This window comes from Halococcus sediminicola (genome assembly GCF_000755245.1).
Taxonomy (GTDB): domain Archaea; phylum Halobacteriota; class Halobacteria; order Halobacteriales; family Halococcaceae; genus Halococcus; species Halococcus sediminicola.
Genome location: NZ_BBMP01000007.1, coordinates 148,089 through 165,056, shown reverse-complemented (window position 1 = coordinate 165,056; position 16,968 = coordinate 148,089). Strand labels below are relative to the sequence as shown.

General features: G+C 64.9%; 20 protein-coding genes and 1 pseudogene. 12 read left to right on the top strand and 9 right to left on the bottom strand.

The features are described from left to right. Positions 1–18 precede the first annotated feature (18 nt). Positions 19–264: a glutaredoxin family protein gene (locus tag ACP97_RS05030; protein WP_049996742.1), complete on the top strand. Its 246-nt coding sequence runs from the start codon at positions 19–21 to the stop codon at positions 262–264. 47 nt (positions 265–311) lie between these two features. Continuing rightward, entirely contained in the window at positions 312–776 is a 465-nt protein-coding gene (locus ACP97_RS05025) for an HVO_2922 family protein (protein ID WP_049996741.1), read from the top strand. Positions 777–790: 14 nt separating this feature from the next. On the opposite strand, the gene ACP97_RS05020 is transcribed toward ACP97_RS05025, so the two are convergent. From ACP97_RS05020 to ACP97_RS05010, 3 genes are read right to left on the bottom strand one after another with little or no spacing between them, the layout of a single operon-like run. Beyond that, positions 791–1,189: a cupin domain-containing protein gene (locus tag ACP97_RS05020; RefSeq protein ID WP_049996740.1), complete on the bottom strand. Its 399-nt coding sequence runs from the start codon at positions 1,187–1,189 to the stop codon at positions 791–793. 30 nt (positions 1,190–1,219) lie between these two features. Continuing rightward, positions 1,220–2,002, bottom strand: coding sequence for an SIR2 family NAD-dependent protein deacylase (locus ACP97_RS05015; RefSeq protein ID WP_049996739.1), 783 nt, complete (start codon positions 2,000–2,002; stop codon positions 1,220–1,222). Positions 2,003–2,039: 37 nt separating this feature from the next. Next, positions 2,040–3,251, bottom strand: coding sequence for an acyl-CoA dehydrogenase family protein (locus ACP97_RS05010; RefSeq protein ID WP_049996738.1), 1,212 nt, complete (start codon positions 3,249–3,251; stop codon positions 2,040–2,042). 241 nt (positions 3,252–3,492) lie between these two features. On the opposite strand from ACP97_RS05010, the gene ACP97_RS05005 reads away from it, so the two are divergent. The 7 genes and pseudogenes from ACP97_RS05005 to ACP97_RS04975 all read left to right on the top strand — a co-directional run bounded on the left by ACP97_RS05005 (position 3,493) and on the right by ACP97_RS04975 (position 10,567). Further along, positions 3,493–4,560 (top strand): phosphotransferase family protein, encoded by a 1,068-nt coding sequence (locus ACP97_RS05005; RefSeq protein WP_049996737.1) that lies wholly within the window; start codon positions 3,493–3,495, stop codon positions 4,558–4,560. A 63-nt stretch (positions 4,561–4,623) separates the two neighbouring features. After that, on the top strand, positions 4,624–6,240 hold the full coding sequence (locus ACP97_RS05000; RefSeq protein ID WP_394297698.1) for a long-chain fatty acid--CoA ligase: 1,617 nt from the start codon (positions 4,624–4,626) through the stop codon (positions 6,238–6,240). Between the two features lie 45 nt (positions 6,241–6,285). Further along, complete coding sequence (locus ACP97_RS04995; RefSeq protein ID WP_049996735.1) at positions 6,286–7,848, top strand: long-chain-fatty-acid--CoA ligase; 1,563 nt, start codon at positions 6,286–6,288, stop codon at positions 7,846–7,848. Between the two features lie 72 nt (positions 7,849–7,920). Beyond that, positions 7,921–9,099 (top strand): annotated as a pseudogene (locus ACP97_RS04990) (3-hydroxyacyl-CoA dehydrogenase); the annotation flags it as partial. 14 nt (positions 9,100–9,113) lie between these two features. Next, entirely contained in the window at positions 9,114–9,566 is a 453-nt protein-coding gene (locus ACP97_RS04985; RefSeq protein ID WP_049996733.1) for a PaaI family thioesterase, read from the top strand. Then, entirely contained in the window at positions 9,563–10,003 is a 441-nt protein-coding gene (locus ACP97_RS04980) for a MaoC/PaaZ C-terminal domain-containing protein (RefSeq protein ID WP_049996732.1), read from the top strand. Before ACP97_RS04985 ends, ACP97_RS04980 begins: the two co-directional genes overlap by 4 nt. 141 nt (positions 10,004–10,144) lie before the next feature. Next, positions 10,145–10,567, top strand: a complete 423-nt coding sequence (locus ACP97_RS04975) for a universal stress protein (RefSeq protein ID WP_049996731.1) — start codon at positions 10,145–10,147, stop codon at positions 10,565–10,567. On the opposite strand, the gene ACP97_RS04970 is transcribed toward ACP97_RS04975, so the two are convergent. Genes ACP97_RS04970 through ACP97_RS04960 form a run of 3 tightly spaced genes read right to left on the bottom strand, consistent with a single transcriptional unit; the run spans position 10,568 to position 13,068 of the window. Then, positions 10,568–11,092: an AsnC family transcriptional regulator gene (locus ACP97_RS04970; RefSeq protein ID WP_049996730.1), complete on the bottom strand. Its 525-nt coding sequence runs from the start codon at positions 11,090–11,092 to the stop codon at positions 10,568–10,570. A 3-nt stretch (positions 11,093–11,095) separates the two neighbouring features. Then, positions 11,096–11,935, bottom strand: coding sequence for an alpha/beta fold hydrolase (locus ACP97_RS04965; protein ID WP_049996729.1), 840 nt, complete (start codon positions 11,933–11,935; stop codon positions 11,096–11,098). After that, positions 11,932–13,068 (bottom strand): acyl-CoA dehydrogenase family protein, encoded by a 1,137-nt coding sequence (locus tag ACP97_RS04960; RefSeq protein WP_049996728.1) that lies wholly within the window; start codon positions 13,066–13,068, stop codon positions 11,932–11,934. The genes ACP97_RS04965 and ACP97_RS04960 overlap by 4 nt, the downstream gene beginning before the upstream one ends. Before the next feature lie 143 nt (positions 13,069–13,211). Between ACP97_RS04960 and ACP97_RS04955 the strand changes: the two genes are divergently transcribed. Next, a complete protein-coding gene (locus ACP97_RS04955; protein ID WP_049996727.1) occupies positions 13,212–14,273 on the top strand; it encodes a zinc-dependent alcohol dehydrogenase family protein in 1,062 nt (353 codons plus the stop codon). 38 nt (positions 14,274–14,311) lie between these two features. Here ACP97_RS04955 and ACP97_RS04950 read toward each other — a convergent pair whose 3' ends face one another. Next, positions 14,312–14,683, bottom strand: a complete 372-nt coding sequence (locus ACP97_RS04950) for a 30S ribosomal protein S8e (RefSeq protein WP_049996726.1) — start codon at positions 14,681–14,683, stop codon at positions 14,312–14,314. Between the two features lie 82 nt (positions 14,684–14,765). Between ACP97_RS04950 and ACP97_RS04945 the strand changes: the two genes are divergently transcribed. Continuing rightward, positions 14,766–15,212, top strand: a complete 447-nt coding sequence (locus ACP97_RS04945) for a DUF2240 family protein (protein WP_049996725.1) — start codon at positions 14,766–14,768, stop codon at positions 15,210–15,212. Between the two features lie 5 nt (positions 15,213–15,217). Here the strand turns inward: ACP97_RS04945 and ACP97_RS04940 are convergent, their stop codons facing one another. Further along, a complete protein-coding gene (locus ACP97_RS04940; RefSeq protein WP_049996974.1) occupies positions 15,218–15,862 on the bottom strand; it encodes an HAD family hydrolase in 645 nt (214 codons plus the stop codon). A gap of 80 nt (positions 15,863–15,942) precedes the next feature. On the opposite strand from ACP97_RS04940, the gene pyrF reads away from it, so the two are divergent. Further along, positions 15,943–16,731, top strand: a complete 789-nt coding sequence (pyrF, locus tag ACP97_RS04935) for an orotidine-5'-phosphate decarboxylase (protein WP_049996724.1) — start codon at positions 15,943–15,945, stop codon at positions 16,729–16,731. Between the two features lies 1 nt (position 16,732). On the opposite strand, the gene ACP97_RS04930 is transcribed toward pyrF, so the two are convergent. Beyond that, complete coding sequence (locus ACP97_RS04930) at positions 16,733–16,933, bottom strand: hypothetical protein (RefSeq protein ID WP_049996723.1); 201 nt, start codon at positions 16,931–16,933, stop codon at positions 16,733–16,735. Positions 16,934–16,968: the final 35 nt, after the last annotated feature.

Sequence of the window (16,968 nt, the reverse complement as noted above, 5' to 3'; positions counted from 1 at the left end):
GGCCGCCCGGGTTCAGGTATGGGACTCACCCTCTATCGGCTCGAAGGCTGCCCCCACTGTGAGTACGTCGTCGACCGCCTCGACGAACTGGACCTCGATTTCGAGAGCATCTGGGTCGAGGGACTGCACTCCAAACGTGACGAGGTAAAACGTGTCTCGGGCCAGCGAGACGTCCCAGTTCTCATCGACGACGAGCGCGGCATCACGATGAGCGAGTCCGAACGCATCGTCGAGCATCTCGACCGTTCGTACGTACCCGCCTGAGGCGCTTCCGACGCCTCGTTTATCGTCTTGCCGAACGAAGGAGCGGTATGGCAGACGAGACCCTGTTCGAAAGTGAGCGCCGACGAAGCCGCGCGGACATCGCCGCCGTCCTCCGGTCGCTGGCGACGGCGCTCGAAAGCGACGGCCCGGTGACGCTCGAAGACGGGGCGCGCTCGATAGCGATCGACCCGCCGAACTCCCCGACGTTCGAGATCGAAGTCGAGCGCGAGGGCGACGAGTTGAGCCTCGAACTGGAACTCGAATGGGACGAGAGTGAGGAGTCGCCGACCGTCGAGAGTACGGTGGCCGACGAACCGCCGGTCGAGGTGCGGAGTCTCGGACGGTTCGAGATCTTCCGGGACAGGGCGAGCGAGTGGCGCTGGCGACTCGTCCACCGGAACGGCAACATCATCGCCACCAGCGGCGAGGGCTACACCACGAAACAGAACGCGCTGAAGGGGATGCGGAGCGTAATGAAGAACGCACCCGAAGCAGAGGTCGTCTCGAAGTAGCGGGATAGTACGAATCAGTCGAGGTCGTGTGGGTCGAGTCCGGGATCCTCGACTGCCGGCGCGCCGATGGCGAGGACGATGCCCTGGTCGTCGCCGGTGTATCGGTGGCCGTGACCGGTCTCGGGTCCGGCGGCGTAGAACGTTCCGGGGCCGATTTCGTGATATTCCTCCTCGCCGGAGGGACCGATCTTGACCGAGAACTCGCCTTCGAGGACGTAGTAGAGTTCCTCCTGTTCTGCGTGGGCGTGGTACTGGATCTCCTCGCCGGGGTCGAAATACCAGAGCTTGACGTTCATCTCGTCGGTGCCGAGCGCCTCGTCTATCGAGCGGATGTCGAGGTCCGGCGGGATCTCCTCGACGTCCGAGAGGTCCGTCACGCGCACGTCGTCCGTCTGAACGATTCCGTGGTCCATGACGGCGAAACGAGGGGCCGGCGCAAAAGTCTATGCCCGGTTCGACGCGGGCGAAGAGGTCGACTCGACCGCCCGCACCAGTCGCGGGAGCGCGTCGGTCACGTCCATCCGGAAGTCGTAGGCGGCGCGCTCGGAAAGCGGCGTGTGCTCCAGATTCACGATGATGGTCGTCGCACCGGTGTCGGCGGCGGTGTGGGGCAGCGAGGCGACCGGTTCGACGGCGAGCGAGGAGCCAGCGACGAGAAACACATCACTCTTCTCGGCGAGCGCGTGCGAGCGCAGCAGCGCGTGGTCGGGGAGTTGCTCGCCGAAGAGGACGACGTCGGGTTTGAGAAGCCCATTGCACTCACAGCGCGGCGGGCAGTCGCCGTTCCGGACACGCTCACGGACCGGCTCTGCCGAAATGCGCCGCCCGCAGTCGCGACAGACGACGCGCTCGCCCGAGCCGTGAATCTCGACGATATCCTCGGAGCCGGCGGCGTGATGCAACCCGTCGATGTTCTGGGTGACGAGCGCGTCGAGTTTACCCATCGATTCGAGGGTTGCGAGCGCCTCGTGGGCGGCGTTCGGTTCGGGGTCCGCCGCGTGGAGACAGTCTCGAAGGTCGAGACGGTCGCGCCAGAACTCTCCCGGGGCGCGCTCGAAGCGCGCGATGTGGAAATCCGATGGGACGTGGGTCTCCCAGAGACCGTCCTCGCCACGGAAATCGGGGATGCCCGAGGCGGTGCTGACGCCCGCGCCGGTCAGCGCCACCACGCTGTCGGCGTCGCGGATGGCGTCGGCAGCGAGTCGAATCTCCTCGTGTTCGTCCATGCCAACCGATAGCAACGCGCGTGCAAAACTCCTCGGCCTACTCCCCGAACCGCGGAACCGCCTCGATTTCTTCGGGATTTACGTCCTCGAAGGCGTCACGCGCGATGGTTCGCTTGTGGACCTCGTCGGCCCCGTCGACGATGCGGAAGGCACGCACCGCGTCGTAGAAGTCGGCCAGAGGCAGATCTCGACTGATACCGGCCCCGCCACAGCACTGGATGGCGAGGTCGATGGTCTCCTGGGCGACGTTCGCGGCGAAGACCTTGCTCATCGAGACTTCGACTCTGGCCTCCCCGCCGGCGTCGAGTTTTGCGGCGGCGTCCCTGACCATCGTCCGCGCGGCGTGCAGGCGGGTTTCGGCCTCCGCGATGGCGAAGCGCTGGGCCTGTTTGTCGGCGAGCGACGAGCCGAACGCTTCTCGTTCACTCATGTAGGCTTTCGCCACGTCGAGCGCGCGGTCGGCCATCCCTGAAAAGCGCATGCAGTGAGTGAGTCTGGCGGGACCGAGGCGCTGCTGGGCGACGGTGAAGCCCTCGTTTTCCTCCCCCAAGAGGTTCTCCTCGGGCACGCGAACCCCATCGAACCGGATTTCGGCGTGGCTCTCGGGCATGAGATCCTGACCGAGATGGGGGATGTCGCGGACGATCTCGACGCCCGCCGCGTCGGTTGGCACCAAAATTATCGAACAGCCGGCGTAGGGGTGGGCCTCCTCGTCGGTGCGGGCCATCACGAGCAGGACGTCGGCCGCGCTGCCCTGCGTGGTCCACCACTTGTGACCGTCGATGACCCATTCGTCCCCTTCCTTTTCAGCGGTCGTCCGCAGCATCTTTGGGTCCGACCCCCCGCCGGGAGCGGGTTCGGTCATCGCAAAGCCGGAGTTGATGTCGCCAGCCACCAACGGGTCGAGCCACTCTGTCTTTTGGGAGTCGGTACCGACGAGTTCGAGCGTGTGCATGTTCCCTTCGTCGGGGGCATCGACGCGCATCGCGGGTGCGCCCAGCAGGCTCCGGCCTGCCTCCTCGAACAGCGGCAACACGTCCCGGAGCGCGATGCCCATTCCCCCGTGCTCTTCGGAAATCTGGGGCGCATAGACGTCGTACTCGCGGGCCTGCTCGCGCAGGTCGTCGATGGTATCGTGAGCGATGCTACCGGCCGCGTGGGCGCGCTCCTCGGGCAACACGATCTCCTCCATGAACGCGTGGGCACGCTCTCGCAGTTCCCGCGCGGTCGCCGAGTCGTTGTACTCCATGCACATCCTTCTCGACACTACATTGTAAAACGATAGGGCCGATGGCGTCGCTCGACCGCGCGGGCGCGAAACGCGCCCCATCGCCGCCACGCCACCGGCATCGGGTGCTCGTGGCCACAGAAGCCGAAATCACCGCCGAAACTATCGTCTTATTTGGAACTATCCAGCAGTTATTCGTACCCGGGCATACAACCGATCTACCAATGGTAACGCAATCATCGCGGACCGTTCGGGAGCACCGATGAGCGACGAGTATTTCGCGCGCATCGTCGACGAGGAGTCGCTCGCGGACTACTTCGAGCGGGAGGTCGGTCCGGTCGCGGAGTACGAGATGCACCACCATCAGGAAGGTCACTCGAACGAGACGCTGTTCGTCGAGTGGGGCGACCGTGACCTCGTGGTTCGCCGCCCGCCACCGGGCGAGGTGGCCGACACCGCCCACGACGTGCTCCGGGAGTATCGCGTGATGGACGCCTTGCAGGATACCGATGTGAGGGTTCCGCCCACCGTACTGGCCTGTGAAGACCACTCGGTTTTAGGGTGTGATTTCTACGTGATGGAGCGCGTCGCAGGCGACGTCCTGCGCGAGAGCGAACCCGAGCGCTTCGCCGCGTCCGAACACCGACAGCGCATCGGTGAGGAACTCGTCGACGGTCTCTGTGAGATCCATGCGGTCGAGTACGAGGACGTGGGACTCGGCGAGTTCGGCCACCCGGAAGGATTCACCGCACGGCAGGTCGAGCGCTGGTCGGAGCAACTGACGTGGGCGTTCGACGTCACGACCGAGGAACGCGAAGTGCCCGAACTCTACGACGTGATGGAGTGGCTGACCGAGAACGTACCCGACGCGCCGGCGCACACGCTCGTGCAGGGCGATTACAAGCTCGACAACGTGATGTACGGGCCGGGAACGCCGCCCGAAATCGTCGCTGTCTTCGACTGGGAACTGAGTACCCTCGGCAACCCGCTCGTGGACCTCGGCTGGATGCTCTCGTACTGGTGGGACGCGGGCGATCCCGAGCCACCCCAGGCCACCGACTCCCTCAACGCGACGTTCATGACCGGTGAGGGCTATCCCACTCGACAGGATCTGGTCGCACGCTACGAAGAGCGGACGGGAATCGAGTACGAAAACGACCGTTTCTATCGTGCACTCGCCGTGTACAAACTCGCGGGGCTGGGCGAGATGTTCTTCCGGCGCTACCTCGAAGGGAACGCCGACGACCCGCTCTACCCGAAGATGGAGTCAGGGGTTCCCGAACTCGCCGACCGCGCGGTGCGCATCATCGAAGGCGAGGAGCCGCTCTAAGGACGGCAGTTGTGGTGGGAGAAAGCATATCATGATTGACTGCCATCACAGCGCACGGCCATGATGGACGTTCAACTCACCCTCGACGAACTGCTGGCCCGCGCGGTGGACCTCTTTCCCGACCGCGAAATCGTCACCAAGCAATCCGATGGGGAGATCCATCGCTACACGTACCACGACGCCTACGAGCGGACCTGTCAGTTGGCGCACGCGCTCGACGAACTGGGACTGGAATCGGGCGACCGGGTGGCGACGGTGGCGCTCAACCACTATCGCCACCTCGAACTGTACTTCGCGCCGCCGTGTTCCGGGCGGTCGATCCACATGTGCAACATGCGCCTGCCCGACGAGCACTTCCAGTACATCGTCAACGACGCCGCAGACCGCGTCGTGTTCGTCGACCCGGCGTTTCTCGAAAAAGTTGAGGACAATGCCGAAGCCTTCGAAACCGTCGAGCAGTATGTCGTTCTCGCAGACGACGTACCCGACACCTCGCTCTCGCCGGCTACGTCCTACGAGGCGTTCATCGATGGCCATCCAACGGAGTACGACTGGCCCGATATCGAGGAGGACGACGAGTGCGGGATGTGTTACACCTCCGGGACCACCGGCAAACCGAAGGGCGTCACCTACTCCCATCGCGGGGTCTACCTCCACAGTCTGATGTCCGGCCACACCGACACGAACGGCATCAGTCAGCGCGACACCGTTCTTCCAGTCGTTCCGATGTTCCACGCCAACGGCTGGGGGGTTCCCTACGCCGCGACGTTCGTCGGCGCGAAGCAGGTCCTTCCCGGCGTGCACACCGACCCCGGTTCCGTCGCCGAACTCATCGACGACGAGGGCGTGACGATGTCGGCCGCCGTCCCGACCATCTGGCTGGAGATGGCGGAATATCTCGATGAGAACCCCGACGTGGACATTTCCAATATCGACAGATTGACTGTGGGCGGATCCGCGCCGCCCGAATCGCTGATCCGCCGCTACGACGAGGACTACGACGCACCCATCATCCAGGGCTGGGGCATGACCGAGACCAGCCCCCTCGGAACGATGAGCACGCTCCGCAAGGAATTGACCGAGCGCGACCCCGAGGAACGGTACGCCTACCGCGCGACGGCCGGGCTGCCCGTCCCCGGCTTCCGGACGCGCATCGTCGACGAGGATGGTGAGGAAGTACCCGCCGACGGCGAGACGATGGGCGAGTTGCAGGTGCGCGCGCCGTGGGTCGCCGATTCCTATCACAACCGCCCGGCAGCGAACCGCACGTCGTTCACCGAGGACGGGTGGTTGCGAACGGGGGACATCGCCACCTGCGATGGACAGGGCTACGTCGATATCGTCGACCGGACGAAGGACGTCATCAAGTCGGGCGGCGAGTGGATATCGAGTGTGGAACTCGAAAACGAACTGATGGCCCACGACGCCGTCGCGGAGGCAACAGTAGTAGGTGTTGCCCACGAGAAATACCAGGAGCGACCGCTGGCGTTCGTCGTCTTCGGTACAGGTGAGGCGAGCGCCGACGAACTCCGCGAGCATCTCGGCGAGCGCTTTCCCGACTGGTGGCTTCCAGATGCTTTCGAGTTCGTCGACGGAATCCCGCGCACCTCGACCGGGAAGTTCGACAAGATGGCGCTGCGCGAACGAGCCGAGGACGTGGTGCTCGACGCCGAACCGTGAGACGAGCGTGATCACCCGAAACGATAAGTCGCGCTGACACGGGCTATGCGTATGCATCCCACACTCGGCGAGACGCTCGAACTCACTGCCAAGAAGTATCCCGACCGCGACGCGCTCGTCTATCCACGACGCGGTCAGCGGTTGACCTACGCCGAGTTCGACGCGCAGGTGAATCGGCTGGCGAACGCACTCGCCGGACTCGGTGTGGAGAAGGGTGACCGCGTTTCGACTGTGCTCTACAACGGCACCGAAATCGTGCTCACGGTCTTCGCGTGTGCGAGACTCGGCGCGGCGTTCAATCCCCTGAACTTCCGGCTCCCGGCGGGCGAGATCGAGTTTATCGTCGACGATGCTGGGTCGGAAGTCGTGCTCTTCGAGGAAGCAACCCGCGAGGCCGTCGAGACCGCTCGAAACGACCTCGACGTTCCGGAGTACGTCTTCATCGACGAGGACACCCCCGAATACGCCCGCGATTTCTGGGGGTTGGTGGAGTCGGGGAGCGGAGAGCGGCCCGCCGTCGAAGTCGACGAGAACGACATCTACACGCTGATGTACACCTCGGGGACGACGGGCCGGCCGAAGGGTGTCGTCCACGAGCACCGCGATATGGTCGAGCACTCGCTCATCTGTCTCGCCGAGAGCGACCTCTCGAAAACGGATGTGGGTCTCTCATGTCTGCCGCTGTATCACTGTGCGGAACTCCACGTGAACCTCTTTCCGCGGGTGCAGATCGGCGCGACGACCGTCATCCATCACGAGTTCGACCCCGAGGGAGTGCTCGAAGCCATCGAGGAACACGACGTCACGCAGTTGTTCGCCGCGCCGACGGCGTGGAACGCGCTGGCGAAAACACAGGAACAGCTCGGAATGGACGTGTCGTCGCTACGGATGGGGTTCTACGGGGCGGCCCCGATGCCGAAGCAGGTACTCGATTCGTGTATGGAACAGCTCTGTGAGGACTACCTGCAGGCCTACGGCATGACGGAAATCGGTCCCTGCGGAGCGTTTCAACATCCTGACGAGCAGCTCTCCAAACAGGGGTCGGCGGGCGTGCCGGCGCTCAACCACGACCTCCGTATCGTCGAACCCGAAAGCGACCCCGACGACGAGGTGACGCAGGGCGACATCGGGGAAATCCTCTTTGCGGGCCCGTGTACGATGCGCGAATACTGGAATCAGCCTGACGCCACGACCGAATCACTCCGGGAGGCGGATGGGAAAACCTGGTACTACACCGGGGACCTCGGCTACCGCGATTCCGATGAATTCCTGTACGTCGTCGATCGGACCGACGACATGATAATCTCGGGTGGTGAGAACGTCTACCCCACCGAGGTCGAGAACGTCCTCTTTTCGCACTCTGACGTCGAGGAGGCCGCGGTCGTCGGCGAGCCAGACGACGAGTGGGGCGAGCGCGTGGTCGCCTACGTCGTCGGCGATGTTTCCGAATCGGACCTCGACACCCACTGTCTCGAAAGCGACGACCTCGCGGACTTCAAGCGCCCGCGGGCGTACTACCCAGTCGAATCGCTGCCGAAGACGCCGAGCGGCAAGGTCAAGAAGTTCGAACTCCGCGACGAGGAGTCGGCCGAGCGCGCGGAAGGATAACGAATTCGTCGAAACGGCCACCGAAGCGCCACGCCCCGGTGGAGTTAAACCCGCGCCGGGCGCGATTCGGGTATGGAGGCAGACGACATCGAACGAGTGGCGGTGCTCGGCGCGGGCAACATGGGCCACGGCATCACCGAAGTCGTCGCGCTCGCGGGCTACGACGTGACGATGCGCGACGTCAAAGACGAGTTCGTCGAGTCGGGCTACGAGAACATCGAGTGGAGCCTCGATAAACTCGCCGAGGGCGGGCACGTCGACGATGCCGACGACGTGCTCGCGCACATCGACATCACGACCGACCTCGACGAAGCGGTCGGCGATGTCGACCTTGTCATCGAGGCCGCGCCCGAGCGGATGGACCTCAAGAAGGAGATCTATTCGGACCTCGACGACCTCGCGCCCGACGACGCCATCCTCGCCTCGAACACCTCCTCGCTGTCGATCACCGAGATCGCGAGCGCTACCGACAGGGAAGAACAGGTGGTCGGGACGCACTACTTCAATCCACCGGTCAAGATGGACCTCGTGGAGGTTATCTACGGCGAACGAACCGCGGACGACACCGCCGAAGCGGCCTACGGGTTCGTCGAGTCCGTCGGCAAGACGCCCATCTACGTCAGGAAGGACGTCAACGGGTTCGTCGTCAACAGCGTCCTCTGGCCGTTCATGGTCGAACCCGCGTGGATGGTTTCAGCGGGCGAGGCCACGGTTCGGGAGGTCGACGCCGCGATGGTCCACCGGCGGGGCTACCCGATGGGACCGTTCGAACTCGGCGATCTGACGGGTATCGACATCGGCCACTCGGTGCGCGAGGAGGCCGGTATCGAGAACCCGCCGCTCATCGAGGAGAAGGTCGAGGCCGGCGAACTGGGCCGAAAAACGGGGAAAGGCTACTACGACTACGAGGAGGGCGACGGTGCGGACTACGAGGAGGGCGACGGCGAGGAGTTCGACACCCTCCGCGTGGAGGCGTGTATGGTCAACGAGGCCGCGAAACTCGTCGGCGAGGACGTGGCGACCGCCGAAGCCATCGACACCGGCATGCGCCTCGGCACCGGTTTTCCCGAAGGAACCTGCCGGCGAGGGGACGAGATCGGTCTCGATACCGTACTCGAAAAGCTCGAATCCCTTCGGGAGGAAACCGGCGAGGAGCGGTTCGAACCCGCCGACTACCTCGTCGAACTGGTCGAGGCGGGCCACACCGGTGTCGAGAGCGGGGCCGGCTTCCACGAGTACGGGGACGGCGAACCGGTCGAGAGCCGATGACGGAGCTTTCGACCGCCGAGCGGAGCCGACTCGAAGCGATCGTCGACGAACACGGACTGTTCGCGTGGCTCGGTCTCGAAATCGAAGCCATCGAGCACGGGCGGGTCGTGCTCCGCGTACCCTACGACGAGAAGTTCACCAACCTCGTGCCGGGCGGCGAGGCGAACGTGCATGGGGGTGTCGCGGCCACGCTCGTCGACTCGGCGAGCGGCTTCGCGCTCCGGTCGACGTTCGAGGACCCCAAGGGTGCGGCGCTCACGACCACCGACCTGAACGTCTCCTATCTCCGTCCCGCGACCGACGATCTGACTGTCGAAGCAGAAGTCGTCCGCGCGGGCGAGTCGATGGGTGTCACCGACGCGACCGTATCGAGCGTCGCGCCGGACGGCGAGGAAAAACCTGTGGCGGTCGGCCGCACCAGCTATCGGCTCTTCCGGGAGGGACAATGAGCACCTTCGAATCGGTCGAGGCGGGCGAGACCTCGACCACGGCACGACGGACGGTAACCGAAGCCGACGTGACGAACTTCGCCGGCGTGAGCGGCGATTTCAACCATCACCATACCGACGAGGTGCGGATGGAAGGTACCGAATATGGCGAGCGCATCGTTCACGGTGCGTTCGTGTTCTCGGCGATGACGGGACTGCTCTGGCAATCTCGAACCCCGGACGAGCGCGACGCCGTCATCGCGTTCTACGGCGTGGACGAACTCAGGTTCACCGCGCCGACCTTCATTGGCGACACCATCCACGTCGAAACCGAGGTGCTCGAAACGGTCGAACGCGACCACCCGCGGGCGAACGGAACGGTCAGATACGGTGCGGAAGTGGTGAATCAGGACGGCGAGACGGTTCTCTCCTGTGAGCTGCTCTCGCTGGTGCGCTGATACTGTCGGACGGAACTCCATGCGTCATTGCCGCGGTTGGTCCGATTCTCGGTCTATTTTTGTGACGATGGCTGCTGAAACAGTTCCATCCGACAGTGTAGCCGGCAGTAGATTCTTTGGCGACCCCGCGAAAGAGCGACCATGAGCAAACGGGTTCTGGTGCCGTTCGACGACTCCGAGCAGGCACGCGAAGCGCTCGAATACGCACTCGTCGAACATTCGGAGGACGACCTCACGGTCATCCACGCCATCGACCCCGCCGACTGGGGCTACGGCGCGCCCGGCAACACCCTCGGCGAGCGCTGGCAGCAGGAAGCGCGCGAGAAGAGCGAGGAGGTCCAGTCGAGCGCACGGGCGATGGCCGAGGAGTCCGGCGTCGAGATAACGACCGCGGCCGAGAGCGGTGTGCCGAGCGACGTCGTCACCCAGTACGCCGACGACAACGATATCGACCACATCGTCATCGGCAGCCACGGCCGCTCGGGCACCAGACGCCTCCTGCTCGGCAGCGTCGCCGAGGAGGTCGCGCGCAAAGTCTCGATCCCGGTGACGATTATCGGGTAGTCACTCCCTAGTTCGTGGCCCCTCGTTCAGGCTTTCGAGCAGTTCGGGGTCAGTACCAAATTTGAGGACGTTCGTCACGACGGAGTTGCGGATGTTCGAGACCACGCTGCCGTGTTCCTTGTAGAACTCGTGGATCCAGCGCGATTCGGCCTCGCGCGTGGGAAACATCATCACCGTCTTCCACTGGTACTCCCCATCGGAGAGGAAATAGAACAGGGTGTTTGGCGAGTCGCGGATGTACTCCATCGCCGCGCGCCACTCCGCGGCGAAGTGTTCGGCGTTGAACTTGAACTCGAACAGTCCGAAGATGAAGAAGTCCTCGTTGGGGATGACCGCTTCGCGGAAGACACCCTCCTCGCGCATCCGTCGAATCGACTCGCTCACGGTGACGTGCGAGACGTCGATGTCGTACTTCTCGGCGAGGATGTCGGTGAGCTGGCGCGAGGAGACCTGCGGATCGCCAGCGAGTTCGCGCAAGATCACCACGTCACGCTCGGTGAACTCCCATTCGGGTGCGTCGCTCATGGCTCACTCCTCTGCGAGGAAGTTCCTAAGCTCCTCGATGTACCGCTCGGTGCGGTCGGCCATCACCCAGTGGTAGGCCTCGTCGAGCGCGACCACCTCGCCACCGGTCTCCTCGGCGAGGCGCTCGGCGTACTCGATTGGCTGGAACGCATCCTCGGCACCCCACAGACAGCATACGTCGGCCGCAATCGCCCCGTAATCGAGTTCGGTCGTGTGATTCGTGTTGGTCGCCACTGCACACCGAGAGAGCGATGTTCGCCCCTCTTCGGTGAGCCACGGCGCGGTCAGCCCCTCGACGAACTCCTCGTCGGGGTCACCGTAAGCCCCGAGTCTGAACGCCGAGCTCACCTGCTCTTCGAGGTCGTCGATAGGCGTCTCCGTGATTTCGGGCAGCGCGAAATCCATGATGAAATCGACGGGCCACGAATCGTAACAGACCGCGTTCGAGCAGACGAGCTTTTCGACCCTATCGGGGTTGTGGGCAGCGTAGCGAAGTGCCACTCCACCGCCGATGTCGTGGCTCACGAGCGAGACGCGCTCGATGCCCAACTGCGAGAGGAGGTCGTCGAGCATCGCCTCCTGTGCCCGAATGGACCTATCGAACCCGTCGTGCATGGTGGAGTTGCCAAAGCCCACGAGGTCGGGCGCGATGATTCGACGGTCCTCGGCGATCGGCGGGACGACGTCGCGCCAGAGGAACGACCACGTTGGAATCCCGTGCAGGAAGACGACCGGGGGTTCGTCCTCGGCCTCGCCGTCGTCGCGGTAGGCCACCGATAGCTCGTGGCCGTCGACGGTGACGGTCGTTTCCTCCTGTTCGGCGGCCCATTCCTCGTGGTTCATAGCAACCGGTCGGCGATGATGTTCTTCTGGATCTCGCTCGTGCCCTCGTAGATCTTCGTGATGCGCGCGTCGCGGTAGTACCGTTCTGCGGGATGGTCGGTGACGTAGCCCGCACCCCCGAAGACCTGGATGGCTTCGTCGGCGACGTCGACGGCGTGCTCGCTCGCAAAGAGTTTCGCCATGCTCGCCAGCCGCACCGCGTCGTCCGCATCGTCTTCGACCGCGCTCGCCGCTCGATAGGCCAGCGAGCGGGCGGCGTCGGTATTGGTCGCCATCTCGGCGAGTTTGTGCCGGATAGCCTGGAACTCGCTGATGGGCTGGTCGAACTGCTCGCGCTCGCCGGCGTACTCGCGGGCGGCGTCGAGCGCACCCTGTGCGGCCCCCACCGCTTGGGCGGCGACGCTCGCTCGCCCGGCGGCGAAGAAGTTCATCAACTGGTAGAACCCTTCGTCGACCTCGCCGACGACGTTTTCCTCGGGTACTCTGACGTCGTCGATGCGTAATTCCGCGAGATCGGAGGCACGAATCCCGAGCTTGTTGTCGATTTTCTCGGCCGTGAATCCATCCGTGTCGGTCGGCACGAGAAACGCCGTGATGCCCCGATGGCCAGCGCCGGGGTCGGTCTTGGCCATCACGATGGCGATGTCGGCCACGGTTCCATTGGTGATCCACATCTTGTTGCCATCGAGGACGTACTCGTCACCGTCCCGCTCCGCGCGGGTCTCGATACCCGCCACGTTCGAGCCGTGGGCGGGTTCGGAGATGGCGCTCGCCGAGACCGCCTCGCCCGCGGCGATTTCCGGCAGCCACTCCTCTTTCATCCACTCGTCGCCGTAGGCGATGAGCATGTTGCTGCCGAAGCCCGCCGAGCCGACCGCGCTGCCGATGCCGGGGTCGGCACGCCAGAGTTCCTCGGTCACGAGCGACGACGCGAGCGCGTCCATGCCCGCCCCTCCATAGGCCTCAGGGATGTTCGGCGCGACGAAGTCGTACTCGGCGGCCTCGCGCCTGAGTGTTTCGGGGTACTCGCCCGACTCGTCGTGCTCGCGCGCGACGGGTTTGATTTCGTCCTCGGCGAACTCGCGGACGGCCTTGCGGATGGCCTCGTGTTCTCCCGATAGCTGGAACGCCATAGGTGGCCATCGGTTTCCAGCGAAAAGTATCTTCCTGCCGATGGTGAACGACGGAAAGTGAAGTCGGCCCACGGGCGACTTCGAGATACGTGACATGTTCACACGGAACAACTATCACGGTGGCGCGTGACGGGACATGGGCTATGCGAGCAGCAGTCCTCGAAGAACACGGCGAACCGCTCGACATCCAGGACGTGGACGCACCCGATCCCGATCCGACGGGTGCGGTGGTCGAAATGGAAGCCTGTGGCATCTGTCGGAGCGACTGGCACGGCTGGCAGGGCGACTGGGACTGGCTCGGCATCCAGCCCCAGCAGGGCCAGATCCTCGGTCACGAGCCGGCGGGCACAGTTGTAGCGGTCGGCGACGAGGTCGAACATCTGAGCGAGGGCCAGCAGGTCACGGTCCCGTTCAACCTCGGCGACGGGACCTGCAAGCAGTGTCGCACCGGCCACGGCAACACCTGTGAGAACATCCGGCCGCTCGGCTTCGTCGAATCCGTGCCCGGCGCGTTCGCCGAACAGCTCCACGTCCCGGCCGCCGACCACAACACCGTTCCGCTACCGGACGGCGTCTCGTCGGTCGACATGGCCGGCTTGGGATGTCGGTTCATGACCTCGTTTCACGCGCTCGCCCACCGCGCCGACGTCAGCGGTGGCGACTGGGTGGCGATCCACGGCTGTGGCGGCGTCGGACTTTCCGCTGTGCACATCGCCAGCGCGCTCGGCGGCAACGTCATCGCCGTCGACTTGCAGGACGAAAAGTTGGAGAAAGCGAAAGAACTCGGCGCGAGCGCGACGGTCAACGCGAGCGACGTCGAGGACACGCCCGGCGAAGTGAAAGCCATCGCGGACGGCGGCGCGGCGGTCTCGATGGACGCACTCGGCATCGAGACCACCTGCCGAAACTCGGTGCTGAGCCTCGGGACTCGCGGCCAGCACATCCAGGTCGGTCTCTCGACGCAGGACGAACAGGGGATGGTCTCGCTACCGACGGACGCGATGGTGATGGGCGAGATCGAGTTCATCGGCTCGCTCGGGATGGCCCCCACCAACTACGACGAGATCTTCCGGATGGTCGCCGACGGCACACTCGACCCGAGCGCGGTGGTCTCCGAGACCGTCCCGCTCGACGACGTCTCGGAGAAACTGGCGGCGATGAACGACTTCGAGACGATGGGGATCCCGGTCATCGATAGCTTCTGAACCGACTGCAGAACCGTTTTATCCGCGTGTTCAGTTCGCTACTCTTCGAGAACGGCGTTGACCTGTCCGTCCTGTCCGGGTCGGGAGGTCACTCTGGCCGTGCCCTCGCTGGTCTCGATGAGTGCGCCCTTGGTGATGATGTTCCGGCGGACGTAGTTCGGGTTCGCGGGGTTCTCGGCGACGCCCTCGATCTCCGCACTCCGTGTCTCGCCGTCGACGGCGACGCTCGCGTGGTCGATCGAGATCGCACGGACCGTCCGCGTGTTGCCGCGCGTGTCGACGGTCTTCAACACCGTGTCGCCGACGCGGGTCTCGGTCGGTTCGCGGCCGAGCTGGTGTTTGCGTTTCTTGGTCGTTCGTCGGCGTCGCCCGCCGGTCCGCTTTTTGAGCGCGCGTCCCTGGTCTTTCATATCCAAACGCGGGCGAGCGCGCTACTTGAATCGCTCGATAGCCCATCGACGGATTTAGCACGCCGCCGCCCGCTCCTCCGTCGTGAGCCTTCGCAGCGCCGTCGCCGCCCCCTTTCAGGGTCGTGGCGAGGGTGAACTGGCCGAAAGCGAGTTCGTCGTCGCGCTCTCGCTCGATAGGGATTGGTTCTCGCCCGAGCAGGCGACCCGGCTGGCCGACGTCGCCGTCGGCGAGGGGTTCCTCGAACGCACCGAGAACACACTCACCCCCACGTTCGACCCTGCGGACGTGACGATTCCCGAGGGGTTCGTCCCCGACGAGGAACTCCTGCGCCGGCGCTCGGCGTTCGAACAGGTCCTCGACGCGCTCGTCGCCGACGGCGTCGACAAGCGCGAGGCAGTCGCCGACATCAACGAACTCCAGCAGTCTCTTGCCGTTACCATCGAGGCCGCCGCAGTCCTCTACGCCCGCCGGCGGGACGTCGACGTGAGCGAGGCCGCAGAGCGCGCGCTCGCCGAACTCGGCGACTAAAGGGACTAGAGGGACTCGATGAGGTTCGGGAGGTGCGCCGTGAGCGCGTTCCGTTCGACCGCCCCGTCGGCTTCGGCGATCGGCTCGTCGTCGGTGACCTGAATCGTCCGCAGACCGGCGGCGTGTGCGCCCGCGATGTCGATGTCCGGATGGTCGCCGACGTAGACGGTCTCCTCGGCCGCCGTCGAGAGTTCCTCGATGACCGCGCGAAACGCGCGCTCGTCGGGCTTGCCGGCGTCGAGCGTACCGGTGACCACGACCGCGTCGAACAGCTCCGTCCACCCGAGCGCGTCGAGTTTCGCCCGCTGGGCGCGCACCGGGCCGTCGGTGAGCAGTCCTATCCGATAGGATTCGCGGAGGTCCGTGACGAGCGCCTCGACCCCCTCGACCGGCACGAGTGCGTCGCTGATAGTATCGCGGTAGGCGTCGGCGAGCGCCGCGGGCGAGACGCCCTCGTCGTCGAGCAGGTCCGTGAAGATGGCTTCGCGCGTCTCGTTCGTGAGGTTTCGTCGATGGGCGTCGAGATACGTCTCGCGCGAGAGCCGGGGCGCACCGACCGCCGCCGTCGCCTCGTCGAGCAGCGTCTGGCGATCGCGCTCGGGAACGCAGAGCGTGTAATCGAGGTCGAACGCGACCGCCGAGACGGGCATGGTATCGATAAGCACTCCGCCGGTATGAGTGTGGCGAGACGAACCCGAACGCCCTTTGGCGACCGTCGACAGAGTGAGGCATGTTCTTCGAGCGCCTCGCCGAGCGTATCGACACCGCCGACAGCGTGCTCTCGGTGGGACTCGACCCCGACCCCGACCGACTGCCCGACCACCTCCGCGAACACGACCTGCCGCGCTGGGCGTTCAACCGCCGAATCATCGACGCGACCCACGAGCACGCCGCCTGCTACAAGCCGAACGCCGCCTTCTACGAGGATGCGGACGGCTGGCGCGCGCTCGAAGAGACCATCGCCTACGCCCACGGCAAGAACATACCTGTCCTGCTCGACGCCAAACGCGCCGACATCGGCAACACCGCGCGCCAGTACGCGACCCTCTTGGACACGGCGGACGCCATCACGGTGAACCCCTATCTCGGCCGCGACGCGCTCGAACCGTTCCTCTCGCGGGACGAGAAGGGGATTTTCGTCCTCTGTCGCACCTCCAACCCCGGAGGAGTCGATCTTCAGAACGCCGCGCTCGCCTCGGGAGAGACGGTCTACGAGCGCGTCGCCGACCTCGCCCGCGAGTGGAACGAGTACGGAAATATCGGGTTGGTCGTCGGGGCCACGGCTCCCGAAGAACTGGAGGAAGTGCGCGAGCGCGCCCCCGATCTCCCGTTTCTCGTGCCCGGCGTGGGCGCGCAGGGCGGCGACGCCGAGGCGGCCATCGAGCACGGACTCGCGAGTGGCGTCGGGCTGGTGAACTCCTCGCGGGGAATCATCTTCGCCGGTGAGGGCGAGTCGTTCGCCGGGGCGGCCGGCGAGGCGGCGAAGCGACTCAAGCGGCGATTGAACGAGTATCGGTGAGCTAAAACCGTACGTTCTCGCCCGTGTCCTCTCGGCCCGGATCCGTCGGCTCGTCGGGGCTGGAGCCGGAGCCGTCCGAACAGTCCAGACAGAGGCTGAACGAGTCGTCGTAGTGTTGCGAGCAGACCGTTCGGCCGCAACGCTCGCAGGTGCGGTCGGCCGGACGGCTCTCACAGATCTGACACAGTTCGGAGACGCTCATGGTGGCCGTTCGCCGTGCAGGGACTTCAAGGTGTG

Excerpts from the sequence above, each read along its gene's own strand:
- ACP97_RS05030 (WP_049996742.1), top strand. The coding sequence starts at position 19 with ATGGGACTCACCCTCTATCGGCTCGAAGGCTGCCCCCACTGTGAGTAC.
- ACP97_RS05025 (WP_049996741.1), top strand. The coding sequence starts at position 312 with ATGGCAGACGAGACCCTGTTCGAAAGTGAGCGCCGACGAAGCCGCGCG.
- ACP97_RS05020 (WP_049996740.1), bottom strand. The coding sequence starts at position 1,189 with ATGGACCACGGAATCGTTCAGACGGACGACGTGCGCGTGACGGACCTC.
- ACP97_RS05015 (WP_049996739.1), bottom strand. The coding sequence starts at position 2,002 with ATGGACGAACACGAGGAGATTCGACTCGCTGCCGACGCCATCCGCGAC.
- ACP97_RS05010 (WP_049996738.1), bottom strand. The coding sequence starts at position 3,251 with ATGGAGTACAACGACTCGGCGACCGCGCGGGAACTGCGAGAGCGTGCC.
- ACP97_RS05005 (WP_049996737.1), top strand. The coding sequence starts at position 3,493 with ATGAGCGACGAGTATTTCGCGCGCATCGTCGACGAGGAGTCGCTCGCG.
- ACP97_RS05000 (WP_394297698.1), top strand. The coding sequence starts at position 4,624 with ATGGACGTTCAACTCACCCTCGACGAACTGCTGGCCCGCGCGGTGGAC.
- ACP97_RS04995 (WP_049996735.1), top strand. The coding sequence starts at position 6,286 with ATGCGTATGCATCCCACACTCGGCGAGACGCTCGAACTCACTGCCAAG.
- ACP97_RS04985 (WP_049996733.1), top strand. The coding sequence starts at position 9,114 with ATGACGGAGCTTTCGACCGCCGAGCGGAGCCGACTCGAAGCGATCGTC.
- ACP97_RS04980 (WP_049996732.1), top strand. The coding sequence starts at position 9,563 with ATGAGCACCTTCGAATCGGTCGAGGCGGGCGAGACCTCGACCACGGCA.
- ACP97_RS04975 (WP_049996731.1), top strand. The coding sequence starts at position 10,145 with ATGAGCAAACGGGTTCTGGTGCCGTTCGACGACTCCGAGCAGGCACGC.
- ACP97_RS04970 (WP_049996730.1), bottom strand. The coding sequence starts at position 11,092 with ATGAGCGACGCACCCGAATGGGAGTTCACCGAGCGTGACGTGGTGATC.
- ACP97_RS04965 (WP_049996729.1), bottom strand. The coding sequence starts at position 11,935 with ATGAACCACGAGGAATGGGCCGCCGAACAGGAGGAAACGACCGTCACC.
- ACP97_RS04960 (WP_049996728.1), bottom strand. The coding sequence starts at position 13,068 with ATGGCGTTCCAGCTATCGGGAGAACACGAGGCCATCCGCAAGGCCGTC.
- ACP97_RS04955 (WP_049996727.1), top strand. The coding sequence starts at position 13,212 with ATGCGAGCAGCAGTCCTCGAAGAACACGGCGAACCGCTCGACATCCAG.
- ACP97_RS04950 (WP_049996726.1), bottom strand. The coding sequence starts at position 14,683 with ATGAAAGACCAGGGACGCGCGCTCAAAAAGCGGACCGGCGGGCGACGC.
- ACP97_RS04940 (WP_049996974.1), bottom strand. The coding sequence starts at position 15,862 with ATGCCCGTCTCGGCGGTCGCGTTCGACCTCGATTACACGCTCTGCGTT.
- pyrF (WP_049996724.1), top strand. The coding sequence starts at position 15,943 with ATGTTCTTCGAGCGCCTCGCCGAGCGTATCGACACCGCCGACAGCGTG.
- ACP97_RS04930 (WP_049996723.1), bottom strand. The coding sequence starts at position 16,933 with ATGAGCGTCTCCGAACTGTGTCAGATCTGTGAGAGCCGTCCGGCCGAC.